Source organism: Prochlorococcus sp. MIT 1318 (genome assembly GCF_047304505.1).
Lineage (GTDB): Bacteria > Cyanobacteriota > Cyanobacteriia > PCC-6307 > Cyanobiaceae > Prochlorococcus > Prochlorococcus marinus_D.
In genome coordinates, this window is the sequence record NZ_CP138958.1 from 205679 (window position 1) to 219830 (window position 14152).

Sequence of the window (14152 nt, forward strand, 5' to 3'; positions counted from 1 at the left end):
CAAAAAAAAACTGCCCGAAGGGCAGTTAATCAGCGCGCCTGGAGAGATTCGAACTCCCGACCCTCTGATCCGTAGTCAGATGCTCTAATCCGCTGAGCTACAGGCGCTTAGAAGGAAACATCAGACTTCATCATGGGGGCCTTCGTCAACCGAGTCTCATCCAAGCGCCACAATCGAGAGATCTACAAGGACACTGCTCATGCCAATTCGCTGGTACGGCAACGCCGACACAACCGACCCGACCTATCAACATTTCTCTCGAATCGTCAACTTCACCCTTCATGCCATGGCCTTTGCAGCTTTCAACAGTGGCCTTTGGTTCATTCAACAAATGCGCCACCCATGGCCACACTTGGATTGGTTCAGCGAAATCTGGCTGGCTGGACTCTTCATCCACCTTGCATTTGTAGTAGTCAAAAGACCCAAGACCAAGACCACCGAAGAGCAAGCCTGATCACAACATCAAGCCAGCATCCACCTAGCAAGGCCATCCCTTATGACAATCGATCCAGCGGATTTAAAAGAGCTACAACTATCCCTTGCCGATCGCATCTACCTTCAGATCGCCAGCTGGCACCTTTATCTGGGCGATGCAGGGCTTGCAGAAAACCTTGCCATCGAATGCAGCGTCAGGCTCAATGAAGGTGCCAATGTGGCAGCCCGCCAAGCCCTGGAATCAGTGCAAGTGCCCCTAGGTGGAGGGAGCACCCGCCTACCACTGGCGCGCCTAATCCCAGCCTCTCAACTTCGTGACCTTGAGGAGATCCTGGAGCCCTACTGCCGATAAGGTTGCTGCCATCCATGGAGGGCCAGTGCTGATCATCGAGGTCACCAACGCCCGTGAAGTGATGCGTCAACGCATCGGACCACTAGGGGAGCGACTCATCGGCAAAGTTGTGGATGCTGAGGACCAGGTGGAGAAAGCTCTGATTCAAGAGCTAGAAAACGCCTTCCAGGAATTCGGGATCGAAGCACGCATTGTTTCGGTACAGGGACCCCAGCTGGTGGGCCGAGACCATTTGGAGCTACCGATTCAAGTCCGTGAGGATCGCGAAGTTCGCCTCAGCGAGGAATAGCTCTGTAACGCAGCTCCCGCGCTAGCTCACGCACCTCAGCGACACCAAGAGAGATGCTGATTAGAGCAAATACAGCAAGGCCGGTGATCACTGACAAACACACCTCAATCAAAAGTCCCAACAGGTCCTGAGGCCATTGCATCAAGGTCGCCAGAGCCCAAGCCGCAAACCCTGCCGCCAGGCCAGCCCAAAGCACCTTGACGCCATCAAAAGCCCACCGTTGCAAAGGCAAGCCCCCTAGCCGCAAATGCAAGCCCATCAAGAGAGCTGCGCAGGTCAGCAGATTGATTGCAACCGTCGCCAGCACCAAACCGGTAGCCCCGAAATTGAATGGCAACTGAGGGCCCCAAGGGGTTGGGCCACCAACCAACAACCAATCAAACAACACATTCAAGCCAATCCCTGCCGTAGAAAGTCGGAAGGGGGTAGTGCCATCACCTAGGGCATAAAAAACACGCACCAGAAGATCACGAGCTAGATAGGCAGGCATGCCCACGCCATAGGCCATCAGCAATCCACTCACCAAGCTGGCGGCCTGGGCATCAAAAGCCCCTCGCTCGTACACCAAAGCAACGATTGGAGTCCCCAGAGCTACGAACATTGCCCCCAGAGGAACCATGCTGGCCGTAGACAACATCAACCCCTGACGGATGCGAGCGACTAGTGCAGGCCGATCTCCCGGGGCAGTGAGCCTGGCAAACGTTGGTAGCAGTGGCACCAGCAATGCATTAGAGATCAGCCCCAAAGGCGTCTGCACCAAAAGATTGGCGTAGCCCAGACCAGCCGCCGCACCCAAAATGCCTGAAGCAAAAAACAGATCTGTAAAGACATTGATCTGCAACATGCCTGAAGAGAGGGTGGCCGGGCCCATGACCTGCCATACCTCCCGCACACCTGGATGATGCCAGTCCCAAACCAACTGCATCTTGGTCAAGCCTTGCCTGATCAACGCCGGCAGCTGAATCAGCCACTGCAACAGGGCTCCCACCAAGGTGGCTAGTGCCAAAACAATGCCACCCCTGAGGGCGAACTGCATGGAGCCGATGTCCGTGCCGACCTGCCACCACAAAACTCCGACACCAACCACCAAAGCAAGACTGGACATGATTGGCGAAACCGCCGGAATCCAGAACTCATCAGCAGCATTAAGGGAGCCGAAGCCCAGGCCGATCAAACCTGCCAACAAAGCCATTGGGGCCATCACCTGAAGCTGAACCACAGCAATCCGATGCAGCTCAGGACTCAGACCTGGCCCCACCAGAGTGATCAACGGATTGGCTGCCAGCACTAATAGAGCCGTCAACAACAACAAAGCAGAACTAACCATGGTGTTGAGCGCCGCCAACACATGAGCGCTCTCCTGCCGCGGCCGTCTGCTGAGGACACTGACCATGGCGCTGTGGAAAGGACCATTGATCCCACCCAGGAGAATCAATAGAAACCCCGGCAAGACGTAGGCGTAGTTGTAAGCGTCATAAGCCGCTCCCACCCCGAAGGCAGCAGCGATCACAAGCTGACGAACCAGCCCTCCCACCTTGCTAAGCAAGGTGCCGATTGTGACAACCAGAGCAATACGCTTTAACGATCTCCCCATCCTTGGGCCTCAGACCATCTGATCATTTAGCAGCATTCTCAAGCCCTGCAAGCATCCCCATGACCGAGGCCATCCCGGAAGGATTGTTAGGGAGTCCACTGCTCACATTCCCACCACTCGAGGAAGGAGTCTTGGTGAAGCGCTACAAGCGCTTCCTTGCCGATGTGGAGCTAGTCAGCGGCGAAATCGTGACAGCCCACTGCGCCAACACAGGCCCCATGACTGGTGTTCTTCATCCTGGAGGCAGAGTGAGAATCCGCCATGCGCCTTCTCCCAAGCGCAAGTTGGCCTGGACATGGGAGCAAGCGGAGGCACCCAGCGCCCAGGGCGGCCTCTGCTGGGTGGGTATCAACACAGCCTTGGCCAATAGCCTGATCAGAGCAGCGATTGACGCCGGACACCTCAAGCAAGTCCTCGGTCCGATCGCAGCAATCCGTGCGGAAGTGACTTATGGAAGCAACCGACGCAGCCGCATTGACCTGTTTTTAACCCCTGATGCCAATTGCTCCGACACCAGACCCATTTACTTAGAGGTCAAGAACACCACCTGGATCGAACACTCCTTAGCCCTCTTTCCCGACACGGTGACAGAACGAGGGCAAAAACATCTCAAAGAGCTAATCGGTGTGCTGCCAGAGTCCAGAGCAGTCTTGGTGCCCTGCCTCAGCCGCCACGATGTCCAAGCATTCGCCCCAGGGGATAGCGCAGACCCTCGCTATGGCGAACTCTTTCGCCTGGCTCTTACAGCTGGCGTGGAAGTCATTCCCTGTTGCTTCGGATTTCACCGCGACAAGATCACCTGGGAAGGCCTTAGGCCTACCAAGACGACACAGAGTTGACACAGCAAAAAGAGCTCCAGATGTAACAGATCGAACTTTCACCCCGGCAAATAGACCTAAAAGCGTCCACCAATCCCATATTTCGTATCAACATGAACATAAAAAAATTGCAAGTTGAGCAAGTTTGACGTTTGAGCTATCACAAAGGCTTCCAGCTCGTTTTGCAGATCTGCTTCTTCCAATGACAACTGCTCCGCTTCCGCCCTCCAGGCGGCGCACGGTTCGCCTTCAGGAGGCCAGTCTCCTGGAGGGGCCAATGCTCCTCCTGCGCAGCATCCGTGGCTTCAGCTCCAATCGCTCACTGACTTGGCTGGCTTGCGTGCCCTTGGCCCTCTTCGGCCTAGGACTCTTCAACCTCTCGGCCCATGCCGCCGAGATGCCAGAACTGAATGCTGCCTTCCTAGCCAACAATCTCTGGCTTCTGGTTGCAACGATTCTGGTGATCTTCATGAATGCCGGCTTCGCGATGGTCGAAGCCGGAATGTGTCGTCAAAAAAACGCGGTCAACATCCTCGCCAAAAACCTATTTGTCTTTGCCCTAGCGGTAACGGCTTACTGGTTCATCGGCTATTCGCTGATGTACGGCGATCCTGTTTCGGCAGGATGGCTCTACTTCAACGGCCTGTTCTTTGATCCTGCTGTAACCCCTGAACTGATCAGCGAAGGAGGTCTTGTCCCAAGCGTCGACTTCCTCTTCCAAGCAGCCTTTGCAGGCACCGCTGCCACCATCGTCTCAGGACTCGTTGCAGAGCGCGTCAAGTTCGGCGAGTTCGTGGTCTTCTCCCTAGTGCTAACTGGTTTCATTTACCCAATCGCTGGCAGCTGGGAATGGAACGGGGGCTGGCTCAACACTGCCTTTGGCGAAGGCGTTGAATTCATTGATTTCGCAGGCTCCTCGATCGTTCACTCCGTCGGTGCCTGGGCAGGTCTGGTGGGAGCAATGCTGCTCGGTCCGCGCATCGGCAAATTTGTCGGTGGCAAGGCCCAAGCGATTCCAGGACACAACATGTCCATCGCTACCCTTGGCGCGCTAATCCTCTGGATCGGTTGGTATGGATTCAATCCCGGCTCCCAGCTCGCCATGGATCAATGGGTCCCCTACGTGGCTGTAACAACCACACTCGCGGCTGCAGGTGGCGCCATCGGCGCAACGATCATTTCCACCATCTACTCCGGCAAGCCTGATCTAACGATGATCATCAACGGCATCCTTGCCGGCCTAGTGAGCATTACAGCTGGTTGTGGCAATCTCACGATGGTAGGGGCCTGGGTTGCAGGCCTAATCGGTGGTGTCATTGTGGTGTTCGCGGTCTCAGCCCTTGACTCTTTAGGCATCGACGATCCAGTTGGAGCTTTCTCTGTCCACGGCGTCTGTGGCATCTGGGGAACCCTCGTGATCGGCCTATGGGGCTTTGACATCCAAGGTGATGGTTCCGCTCTTGGGCTATTCGTTGGGGGTGGCGCAAGTCAGCTTTGGGCTCAATTTGTCGGCTGCGCTGCCTACGCCATCTGGACCGTGGTGACCTGTTGGGTTACCTGGTCTGTCATCGGAGCACTGTTTGGCGGAATCCGCGTAACAGAAGCAGAGGAAATCGAAGGTCTTGATATCGGTGAACACGGTATGGAGGCTTATCCCGACTTCGCCTCAGCCGGCAACTAAAGCCTGATCAACAACCTGAATCCCATCAAGCCCGACCCAGTGCCGGGCTTTTTTATGCTTCAAAAGTGTTGAGCTGCCCATAGAGTCAGGAGATTGCTGCTGCCACGATGGATACACAAGCTTTCAAACGCTCGCTACACCACTCTGAGCGTTACAACCGTAGGGGCTTCGGGCGAGCCAACGAAGTCGCCAGCAACCTTGAGAAGGCCTACCAAAGCAGCCTAATTGGCTCAATCCGAGACAACGGTTATGTGCTTCAACATGGGCGACTTCAGGTGAAATTAGCTGAGGCCTTTGGTTTCTGCTGGGGAGTAGAGCGAGCAGTTGCGATGGCTTATGAAACCCGTAGGCACTACCCAAGCGAGCGCATTTGGATTACTAACGAAATTATTCACAACCCTTCAGTGAATGAACACTTACGCGAAATGGACGTGCTGTTCATCCACGCTGAAGGAGGTGTCAAAGATTTTTCCTGCGTCAGTGATGGCGATGTAGTGATCCTGCCCGCCTTCGGTGCCACTGTTCAGGAGATGGAGCTGCTTCATGAGCGTGGCTGTCACATCATCGACACCACTTGTCCATGGGTTTCCAAGGTGTGGCACACCGTGGAGAAACATAAGAAGCAAGAATTCACCTCAATTATTCATGGCAAGGTGAAGCATGAAGAAACCTTGGCCACCAGCTCCTTTGCAGGGACCTATCTAGTTGTTTTAGACCTTGATGAAGCCCAACTAGTCGCCGATTACATCCTGGGCCAAGGAGATCGTGCTGCGTTCATGAAACGCTTTGCTAAGGCATGCTCTGCAAACTTTGACCCAGATCAAGATCTCCAACGCCTTGGGGTAGCCAATCAGACCACCATGCTGAAAAGTGAAACCGAGGAAATCGGTCGTTTATTCGAGCGCACCATGCTCAGAAAATATGGCCCAATAGAGCTCAACAAACATTTCCTTTCCTTCAACACCATCTGTGACGCCACAGAGGAACGGCAACAAGCAATGTTCTCGCTAGTTGATGAACCTCTAGATCTACTGGTGGTGATTGGTGGTTTCAACTCATCCAACACCACTCACCTACAGGAAATCGCCATCAGCCGAGGAATCCGATCCTTCCACATCGATACCCCAGAACGTATTGGTGATAACAACAGCATCCAACACAAGCCACTGGGAGAAGATCTGTTCATCGAAAGTAATTTTCTACCTGCTGGAAGCGTGAGCGTCGGCATCACCTCCGGAGCCTCAACACCCGATCGAGTGGTTGAACATGTGATTCAGAAGCTGATCGACCTAACCTCCGACTGAACAACACCCTGGCTTTACATTTGTTAATATCCCAGGCCAACCCAGTCAGGGATGACCATCCGTGCCGCCCTTGTCGATACCTGCCGACCCATACCTGCGCCTCAGCGACAAATCCCAAGTCCGCTGCTATCGAAGTCATTTTTCCGATCGCATGGAGATGCTTGCGCCGCCAAAAAACGTGGCGGCATATCTTGACCACCATCAAGGCTGGTTTCAACGCTGTGCTGCACCGATGGAGGTCAAGGCCCTCGATGATCAGTCCTATCTCCTCACCCTTGGTCGATTCGGAAATTTTGGCTTTGAAGTCGAGCCTTGCATCGGCCTAAAGCTGCTTCCTCAGCAGCAAGGGCTCTACCAAATCATCAATGTGGACCTAAGGCATCAAGATCTGCCCCTTTGTGATCACTACGATGTGGACTTCAAGGCTGGGCTGAAACTTGAGCCATCAGAAACAGAAGCCAGCAAAATTGTCCAGCAAACCACCATCGTGAACTGGGATTTGGATCTTTCGGTGTGGATCCAACTACCGAAAGTGATCACCCTGCTACCAGATGGTCTTGTACAGACAAGTGGTGACCAGCTGCTGAGGCAAATCGTGCGACAAATCTCGCGCCGACTTACATGGAAGGTTCAAGAAGACTTCCATGCCACCCATGGACTGACCTGCCCACCACGTCGCCATGCAGCTTTCTGAGCGAGTCAACCCTGTTATCGCCTTGATCTGCAAACCGATTCTCTAAAGTGCTCACCTGCAATCCATGGTGATGATGGCCGGCTCCGAAACCCCTAAAGCAAAGGGATCTGACTCTGACCTAGGACCTCAAGCCAGTTCATCGTCAGAATCGATTAACTACTTCTCCGAATTTGGAATTCTCATACTCCGGCTCGGGGTCAGCATTTTGATGGTCCATAACGGATTAGAGAAGCTCCAAAATCCAGAAGGCTTCTCGGAATTTGTCATCAGCCAACACCTTAACTTCTTACCAGGCGACCCTCTGCTGTGGACGTATGCAGCAGCTTTAACAGAAATCATTTGTCCAATTGGAATCGCTTTCGGACTTGCTACTAGGCTCTGTGCGCTTGGCCTTCTATCGACAATGGCTTTTGCCATTACATACCACTTATTTGATACTGGCCTGCAAGGCTTCCCCTTCGCCGTGGTCGAAAACCATAGCTATGCCTTTGAATTGTCTGGTGTTTATGCAACTACTTTCTTTTACTTACTTTGTGCAGGGCCAGGGCGCATTTCACTGGCAGCAAGGAACAAAGCCAAAGCAAATTCAGTCAGAATGAAACTCATCAAGGAAATCAACAAAGTCAAAATATAGGCAACCAAATTGGCTCTATATTAGCTTTAATTATTACTAACTTAATGCAAGAAGTGGCGCTTTCCCGTCAACACCATTGCCAGACCAAAATCATCGCAAACAGCGATTGAGTCTGCATCACGCTTGCTCCCACCAGGCTGGATTACGGCACAGATGCCATGGTTAGCCGCCAAACGCACCGTGTCGTCAAAGGGGAAGAAGCCATCACTAGCCAAAACAGCTCCCCTGGCTTGATCGCCAGCTGCCTCAAGGGCTAGTCGCGCCGAGCCGACCCGGTTCATCTGGCCCGCTCCAACTCCGAGACTCTGGCCAGCACGAGCCACCACGATGGCGTTAGAGCGCACATGTCTCACCAGGCGCCATGCAAAGGTGAGATCCTCGTTTTCTTCAGCAGAAGGCGAGCGCTTGCTGGCCACAGTCCAACTGGTGGGATCAATCGATTGATCGTCTTGGTCCTGCACCAACACGCCACCGAGGATGGTGCGAATGTGATCACGACCAGCCGCATCAATGGCACCTGGTGCCAATTCCAACAAACGTAAGTTGGCCTTGCTGGCAAGGATTTCCCGAGCTTCTGGTTCAAAGCCTGGTGCCACAACACACTCCAAGAACAAACTGGTGAGCTCCCGAGCAGTCGTGGCATCCACCAATCCATTCAGAGCCACGATCCCTCCAAATGCACTCACCCGATCCGCATCCAAGGCACGGCTTAAGGCCGACGCCACGCCAGTGCCAATCGCGACGCCACAAGGGTTGGTGTGCTTAACCACCACGGCAGCATCTTGAACAGCTTGATGAGCCCCATCCGTGCCATATCCAAACTCCCGAACAGTGGCCAGGGCAGCTTCCAAATCAAGCAAATTGTTGGTACTGAGCTCCTTGCCCTGCAACTGAATGGCACCGCCCCAACCCTGCTTCGGAGCGCTGTACCAAGCCGCATGCTGATGGGGATTCTCGCCATAGCGCAGCCTCTGCCTAAGGGGAATAGCCTCAAGCCATTGGGCAGCTTGCTCAGTCAGCCGCTCGCCCATCCAATGGCTGATGGCCACGTCATAGGCAGCGGTGTGCTCAAAGGCTTCAAGGGCAAGCTCACGACGGAGCTGGTCATCCACACCATCACTTAAAGCCACTAGGAATCTGTCGTACTGATCCGGCCTCGTGAGCACGGCCACATGCGCATGGTTCTTTGCCGCCGCTCGCACCATGGCGGGACCACCGATATCAATATTCTCAATTGCAGTTTCCCAACTCACCTGCGGATTGGCCACTGTTTCCCGAAACGGGTAAAGGTTCACCACCACCACATCAATGGGAGGGATCTGATGCTGCTCCAGATCGACCTCATGATCAGGGTCGCCCCGCATCGCCAAGATGCCTCCATGGACACGAGGATGCAGAGTCTTCACCCGTCCTCCAAGAATTTCCGCAGCACCTGTGTGCTCAGCAACCCGCGTCACGGGCAGACCGGCATCCTCCAGCACTTTGGCTGTGCCACCACTGGAAAGCAGCTGAAACCCATGCATGCGATGCAAGGATTCCGCTAGAGGAACAATCCCATGTTTGTTTGAAACGCTCAACAAGGCGATGGGAGCCATGGCAGCAGAGACGAAAGCATTCCGTGGGCCAACCTACGCAGCAGCGATACAACACCTGCCGTGAGCGACAACCTTCTCCGCGACATTCCCAAAGGTGCTTACTACAGGCTTGTGCTGCTGCATGGCTGGGGTGCAGATGCAGACGATCTGATGCCCCTTGGCCGAGAGCTCTGCCAAGTCATCGAGCCTCCCGTAGAACTAGTGGCTCTACGAGCACAACAACGTCATCCTCAAGGTCTGGGCCGGCAATGGTATGGACTCTTTCCAAGCGACTGGGCAGCCGTTCCTGATGCGATCTCACAACTTCAGGCTCGCTTGAAAGCCCTGGAAACCCCAGAAATTCCTCTACAAAGAACGGCTTTACTGGGTTTCTCTCAAGGGGGAGCAATGGCCCTGGCGAGTGGTTGTGATCTACCACTAGCAGGCCTAATCGGCTGCAGTGCATACCCACATCCAAATTGGGTAGCGCCAAGCATTCGCCCCGCTGTGCTTCTCCTGCATGGGCGCCAAGACGATGTAGTTCCCTACGCCGCCTCTGAACAACTCCTCAAAAGCCTAAAAACAAGCGGATTGGAGACGGCATTAGTGAGCTTCGAAGGGGGCCACTGCATTCCGGGAGAACTAATCCCCCGGATGCAACAGGCCTTGCACTCTTGGTTCAACTAAGGAATCGCTTTCTCGTCAAACGAAGGCGTACTCATACTCCTCGATCTCCTCCCAGTCGTCGGAAGTCAGTTCAAGGCCTTCAAACATGACCTCTTCCCCAACGGAGTCAACGATCAAGCGCAAAGAGGGGAAGAGAAAATGGTTCTCTTCAGCGTACTGAGCACTAAACAATCCTTTCTCGCCCCAGAAAAAGCGATCAGTGGTGTGTTCGTTACGACGAACATTAAGGATCGCTGGTGAGACCAAACCAGATTCGGCGATGTAACGACGAGCTGCCGTCACAGGCTTGTATTCACCGGTTTCGAGATGGAAAGTAGGCACATGAGCCAACACCCGTTGACCAGCCAATCGTCTGCGGCTGATCCGCTTGCGCTTCTTAGACATAAACGGGAAACTCCTGTATAGGAGTGCGATGGAGAGAGGAACGGGGCGGCTTAGGACCGTCCTGCAAATAGCGCTCAAGCACGATGCAAGAGCATGAAGATGCCCAAATGTCAGCAAGCCTTGCTCAGGGAATCGCAGCAGAGCTACAACACCCTGAGGGATCACTTTCAACATGATCGGCCGAGGCCGAGGATCCAACAGAGGACGCATCTACCTCTGCTGTAGCTTTGGCGACACGATTTGTGCAACCTCTGCTGTGGCTTTGGTGACACAATTTGTGCAACCTCTGCCTTGTCCGACTTTGAGCTACAGCCTCTGGGCGAGGCTTTCAAGCCAATCGACGCTCAAATTTTAATACTTTTTTCAGAATTTACAAGGTGTCATTCGTATCAGCCTCTTGGTGTCGGTGTCCAGAGGCACATCGCTCGCCATGAAGCTGTCAAACCGCTTCCTCAATCTGGTGAAGCAACAACTCAGCAGCTTCGAAGCGGAGGCTCCACTAGAGAAGCTTGTGGTCTATATCGCTCAAGCAAGAGACGGGCGCGCCCCCAGCCTGGAAGCCGTAAGTCAGTGGCCTGCCAATGGGAACAAATCCCTGCCACCTGTAGAGGCAGACCCTGAGCTTCGTGCACCCTCACCTGATCGACGCTGGTACCCGCTTCAAGAAGGAACGATCTTGCTTGGAGTACTCAGAGCCGAAAAACCCCTCTCTTCGCCATCCTGGCCCACCCGCCTAGACCGACGGCTGCTTGCTACTGCGAGTGCCATCACCGATTGCCTCAGTCTTGAGCTTGAGCGCGCCAGGCTGCTTGATGAGCTGGCCGAGCAACGGGAACAAATCAGCCTGATGGTGCATCAACTGCGCAATCCGCTAGCCGCGCTTCGAACCTATGCCCAACTCTTGATGAAGCGCCTAGAGCCCGATAGTCGTCACCGCACCTTGATCAAGGGTCTGCTGAGCGAGCAAGCACAACTAGATCGCTATATCTCCAGCCTCGACCAGATCGGCCAGGACAATCTGCCCATCCAACCAAGCATCAAGGCCCCATTGCTGCTGCCTCCATTACTGCCACAAGCCACTGATCTCACTATCAAATCCTTACTAACACCACTGATCGAACGCGCCATAGCCACATCAGCCTTGCAAAAACGCCCTTGGAATGGACCCAGCCAATGGCCTGCCTGGACTGAAGAGCTACGTCCTTCAGCAGATGGAGTGGTCGCTGAAATCGTGGCCAACCTGCTGGAGAATGCTTTCCGCTATAGCCCTGCAGGCCGCCCTGTCGGCCTTTGCTTGCAACAAAACGGAGTATGCGTCTGGGATGGAGGTGAACCCATCAACAAGCAAGAGCGTGAACGCATCTTCAGCAGAGGCATTCGAGGCCAGAGCAGTGGCGATCGCCCCGGCAGCGGCCTTGGCCTCGCCCTGGGACGCCAACTGGCTGAAGATTTGGGAGGTTCGCTGCAACTGATCACCTCTCCAGCGAACCTTGATCCAGCCCTTCCCAGCGAAGGGAATGCCTTTCTGCTCAGCCTGCCGGCAGTAACACCGCCAGCAACAGAAGCGTGATTGTTTCCACTAGCACGACTGAAGCGCCATAAGAATCCCCGCTATGCCCACCAAGACGACGTCCAAGCAGTTCAGGCACTAAAAACGCCGGCAAGACACCCACACCAATTCCTGCCATCAAAACCATCTGACTGGGCCACCCCACGATCATGAGTGAAGGGACAACCGTTAATGCCAAAAGCAGCACTAAGCATGCTGGTAATGCTTCCTGCCATCCCTTGCGATAACGACGATGAAAGGATGCGGAGCCAGCCTGCCCCTCACGCAAGTAAAAGAAGCGCGCCATGGCCCAAAGCGGCGCACAACGCCCCCAAAAGGCAGCAATCAGCAAAGCCAAAGGGGCTAGAGAACCAAGCCGAAGTAGGGCTGCAATCTGAAGTAACACCACCACAAGCAGAGCCTGGACTCCACTCGCTCCAACACAGCTGTCCTCCATAGCCTGCAGACAGCGCTCACGACCTGCCGCCAGACCATCGGCCGTGTCCATCAACCCATCAAGGTGAAGACCACCCGACAGCCAGGCACCCAGCCCGATGACCAAAAGTGCCACTGCCGAGGTCGGCCAATCGGCACGGATCAAGACAAGCCAAAGGAAAGACTGCAGTCCTCCCAGCACCAATCCGATCCAAGGAGCAAAGCGAGCAATCCGTTCAAAACGTGGCTTCAGCCCTGGCCAAGCAGGCAATACGGAGTAGAAGATCCATGCTCCAGCCAAATCCCGGAGCCAAAGAGGAGCGCGCAAGATCTCCAACCTCCAGCCAAAGGCAAAGCCCAACGTAGGGTCATGATCGGCCTGGTGCCCTGTGGCGCTGAAGTATCGCCGTAGCACTAGTCGTGTTTGATTTTCAGATCAACGCCCACTGTTCACACACACTTGCTCGCGTTGGCTGCTTCCGCACTCCTCATGGTTCTGTCAACACACCTCGTTTCATGCCTGTGGGCACGTTGGCAACGGTGAAAGGCATCACAGCCACTCAACTGGCCGACACCGGAGCTCAGATGGTGTTAGCCAACACCTATCACCTCCATCTTCAGCCAGGTGAGGGGATCGTGGCAGATGCCGGTGGCCTGCATCGCTTCATGGGCTGGGACCGCCCACTACTTACCGACTCAGGTGGCTTTCAGATTTTCAGCCTGGCAGACCTGAATCGTATTGATGATCACGGGGTCGTTTTTCGCAACCCTCGTAATGGCAGCCAGATTGAACTCACGCCAGAACGCGCCATCGAAATTCAAATGGCCCTTGGCGCTGATGTCGCTATGGCCTTCGACCAATGCCCCCCATACCCAGCCAGCGAAAGCGATGTGGAGGCTGCCTGTAAGCGCACCCATGCATGGCTGGAACGCTGCTCGAACACCCATCAACACGCAAATCAAGCCCTATTCGGCATTGTTCAGGGAGGGTGTTTCCCCCACCTCAGAGAGCAAAGTGCTCAAATCGTGGCCAGCTTTGATTTGCCTGGTATCGCCATCGGTGGCGTCAGCGTGGGTGAACCGGTTGAAGACATTCATCGCATCGTGCGCCAGGTTTCTCCTCTGCTTCCCCAGGATCGCCCCCGCTACCTGATGGGGATTGGCACCCTGCAAGAAATAGCGATTGCAGTTGCCAGCGGTATCGATCTATTCGACTGTGTGCTGCCTACCCGCCTGGGAAGACATGGCACAGCACTTGTCGCTGGCGAGCGCTGGAATTTACGCAATGCCCGCTTTCGTGAAGATCACACACCCTTAGATCAAAGCTGTACCTGTACAGCCTGCCGCCATCACAGCCGGGCTTATCTGCATCACTTAATTCGCAACGAAGAGCTGCTAGGGCTCACGCTTCTAAGCCTGCACAACCTCACCCAGCTGATCAGATTCACCTCAGCTATTAGCCAGGCAATTCAAGATGACTGTTTTTCAGAGGATTTCGCTCCTTGGCAACCGGACTCAGCAGCACATCACACGTGGTAACGTCCATGAAACGCAGCTGAGCAACTAGGGATGGCAGCCTTCACTTTCGATCTGATGGCCCAACTGCCAGAGGCCTATCAGGCCTACGCTCCAGCAGTGGATGTTCTTCCACTCATCCCCATTTTCTTCTTCCTGCTTGTCTTTGTTTGGCAAGCATCTGTGGGCTTCCGCTGAAGCATTCAT

16 protein-coding genes and 1 tRNA gene are annotated in these 14152 nt (G+C 54.5%); 12 read left to right on the forward strand and 5 right to left on the reverse strand.

From position 1 onward, the window contains the following. Window positions 1-33: 33 nt before the first annotated feature. A tRNA-Arg gene (locus SIB66_RS01165) sits at window positions 34-107 on the reverse strand. Between the two features lie 92 nt (window positions 108-199). Between SIB66_RS01165 and SIB66_RS01170 the strand changes: the two genes are divergently transcribed. From SIB66_RS01170 to SIB66_RS01180, 3 genes are read left to right on the forward strand one after another with little or no spacing between them, the layout of a single operon-like run. Beyond that, complete coding sequence (locus tag SIB66_RS01170; RefSeq protein ID WP_063407311.1) at window positions 200-454, forward strand: 2TM domain-containing protein; 255 nt, start codon at window positions 200-202, stop codon at window positions 452-454. Window positions 455-496: 42 nt separating this feature from the next. Beyond that, a complete protein-coding gene (locus tag SIB66_RS01175) occupies window positions 497-787 on the forward strand; it encodes a DUF3181 family protein (RefSeq protein ID WP_011131216.1) in 291 nt (96 codons plus the stop codon). Window positions 788-812: 25 nt separating this feature from the next. Then, window positions 813-1076 carry a hypothetical protein gene (locus SIB66_RS01180; RefSeq protein WP_011131217.1) on the forward strand — a complete coding sequence of 88 codons (264 nt, stop codon included), beginning with the start codon at window positions 813-815 and terminating at the stop codon, window positions 1074-1076. On the opposite strand, the gene murJ is transcribed toward SIB66_RS01180, so the two are convergent. Next, window positions 1063-2670 (reverse strand): murein biosynthesis integral membrane protein MurJ, encoded by a 1608-nt coding sequence (gene murJ, locus SIB66_RS01185; protein ID WP_063407312.1) that lies wholly within the window; start codon window positions 2668-2670, stop codon window positions 1063-1065. The two genes, SIB66_RS01180 and murJ, sit on opposite strands and share 14 nt — an antisense overlap. 59 nt (window positions 2671-2729) lie before the next feature. Here murJ and sfsA point away from each other — a divergent pair, with 59 nt between their 5' ends. The 5 genes from sfsA to SIB66_RS01210 all read left to right on the forward strand — a co-directional run bounded on the left by sfsA (window position 2730) and on the right by SIB66_RS01210 (window position 7801). Then, on the forward strand, window positions 2730-3509 hold the full coding sequence (gene sfsA / locus SIB66_RS01190) for a DNA/RNA nuclease SfsA (protein ID WP_063407670.1): 780 nt from the start codon (window positions 2730-2732) through the stop codon (window positions 3507-3509). Between the two features lie 181 nt (window positions 3510-3690). Then, on the forward strand, window positions 3691-5169 hold the full coding sequence (locus SIB66_RS01195) for an ammonium transporter (RefSeq protein WP_063401136.1): 1479 nt from the start codon (window positions 3691-3693) through the stop codon (window positions 5167-5169). Between the two features lie 107 nt (window positions 5170-5276). After that, window positions 5277-6473, forward strand: coding sequence for a 4-hydroxy-3-methylbut-2-enyl diphosphate reductase (locus SIB66_RS01200; protein WP_063407313.1), 1197 nt, complete (start codon window positions 5277-5279; stop codon window positions 6471-6473). Between the two features lie 61 nt (window positions 6474-6534). Next, complete coding sequence (locus SIB66_RS01205) at window positions 6535-7167, forward strand: DUF1997 domain-containing protein (protein WP_063407314.1); 633 nt, start codon at window positions 6535-6537, stop codon at window positions 7165-7167. A 70-nt stretch (window positions 7168-7237) separates the two neighbouring features. Continuing rightward, a complete protein-coding gene (locus SIB66_RS01210) occupies window positions 7238-7801 on the forward strand; it encodes a DoxX family protein (RefSeq protein WP_236070370.1) in 564 nt (187 codons plus the stop codon). A 41-nt stretch (window positions 7802-7842) separates the two neighbouring features. On the opposite strand, the gene purH is transcribed toward SIB66_RS01210, so the two are convergent. Then, complete coding sequence (gene purH / locus SIB66_RS01215) at window positions 7843-9396, reverse strand: bifunctional phosphoribosylaminoimidazolecarboxamide formyltransferase/IMP cyclohydrolase (RefSeq protein ID WP_063407315.1); 1554 nt, start codon at window positions 9394-9396, stop codon at window positions 7843-7845. A gap of 60 nt (window positions 9397-9456) precedes the next feature. Here purH and SIB66_RS01220 point away from each other — a divergent pair, with 60 nt between their 5' ends. Continuing rightward, complete coding sequence (locus tag SIB66_RS01220) at window positions 9457-10062, forward strand: alpha/beta hydrolase (RefSeq protein WP_011131225.1); 606 nt, start codon at window positions 9457-9459, stop codon at window positions 10060-10062. Window positions 10063-10077: 15 nt separating this feature from the next. Here the strand turns inward: SIB66_RS01220 and SIB66_RS01225 are convergent, their stop codons facing one another. Next, window positions 10078-10446 carry a DUF3155 domain-containing protein gene (locus tag SIB66_RS01225; protein ID WP_011131226.1) on the reverse strand — a complete coding sequence of 123 codons (369 nt, stop codon included), beginning with the start codon at window positions 10444-10446 and terminating at the stop codon, window positions 10078-10080. 430 nt (window positions 10447-10876) lie between these two features. On the opposite strand from SIB66_RS01225, the gene SIB66_RS01230 reads away from it, so the two are divergent. Beyond that, a complete protein-coding gene (locus tag SIB66_RS01230; RefSeq protein WP_063407672.1) occupies window positions 10877-12016 on the forward strand; it encodes a sensor histidine kinase in 1140 nt (379 codons plus the stop codon). On the opposite strand, the gene cobS is transcribed toward SIB66_RS01230, so the two are convergent. Next, window positions 11976-12758: an adenosylcobinamide-GDP ribazoletransferase gene (cobS, locus tag SIB66_RS01235; RefSeq protein WP_236070371.1), complete on the reverse strand. Its 783-nt coding sequence runs from the start codon at window positions 12756-12758 to the stop codon at window positions 11976-11978. The genes SIB66_RS01230 and cobS overlap by 41 nt on opposite strands. A gap of 92 nt (window positions 12759-12850) precedes the next feature. Between cobS and tgt the strand changes: the two genes are divergently transcribed. Next, window positions 12851-13969 (forward strand): tRNA guanosine(34) transglycosylase Tgt, encoded by a 1119-nt coding sequence (gene tgt / locus SIB66_RS01240; protein ID WP_063421927.1) that lies wholly within the window; start codon window positions 12851-12853, stop codon window positions 13967-13969. Window positions 13970-13999: 30 nt separating this feature from the next. Further along, entirely contained in the window at window positions 14000-14143 is a 144-nt protein-coding gene (locus SIB66_RS01245; RefSeq protein ID WP_063407317.1) for a photosystem II reaction center protein K, read from the forward strand. The last annotated feature ends 9 nt before the right edge of the window (window positions 14144-14152 follow it).

Coding starts and splice junctions, on each gene's coding strand:
- SIB66_RS01225 (WP_011131226.1), bottom strand. CDS start 10,446: ATGTCTAAGAAGCGCAAGCGGATCAGCCGCAGACGATTGGCTGGTCAA.
- murJ (WP_063407312.1), bottom strand. CDS start 2,670: ATGGGGAGATCGTTAAAGCGTATTGCTCTGGTTGTCACAATCGGCACC.
- SIB66_RS01170 (WP_063407311.1), top strand. CDS start 200: ATGCCAATTCGCTGGTACGGCAACGCCGACACAACCGACCCGACCTAT.
- SIB66_RS01230 (WP_063407672.1), top strand. CDS start 10,877: ATGAAGCTGTCAAACCGCTTCCTCAATCTGGTGAAGCAACAACTCAGC.
- sfsA (WP_063407670.1), top strand. CDS start 2,730: ATGACCGAGGCCATCCCGGAAGGATTGTTAGGGAGTCCACTGCTCACA.
- SIB66_RS01200 (WP_063407313.1), top strand. CDS start 5,277: ATGGATACACAAGCTTTCAAACGCTCGCTACACCACTCTGAGCGTTAC.
- SIB66_RS01195 (WP_063401136.1), top strand. CDS start 3,691: ATGACAACTGCTCCGCTTCCGCCCTCCAGGCGGCGCACGGTTCGCCTT.
- SIB66_RS01210 (WP_236070370.1), top strand. CDS start 7,238: ATGATGGCCGGCTCCGAAACCCCTAAAGCAAAGGGATCTGACTCTGAC.
- purH (WP_063407315.1), bottom strand. CDS start 9,396: ATGGCTCCCATCGCCTTGTTGAGCGTTTCAAACAAACATGGGATTGTT.
- SIB66_RS01245 (WP_063407317.1), top strand. CDS start 14,000: ATGGCAGCCTTCACTTTCGATCTGATGGCCCAACTGCCAGAGGCCTAT.
- SIB66_RS01175 (WP_011131216.1), top strand. CDS start 497: ATGACAATCGATCCAGCGGATTTAAAAGAGCTACAACTATCCCTTGCC.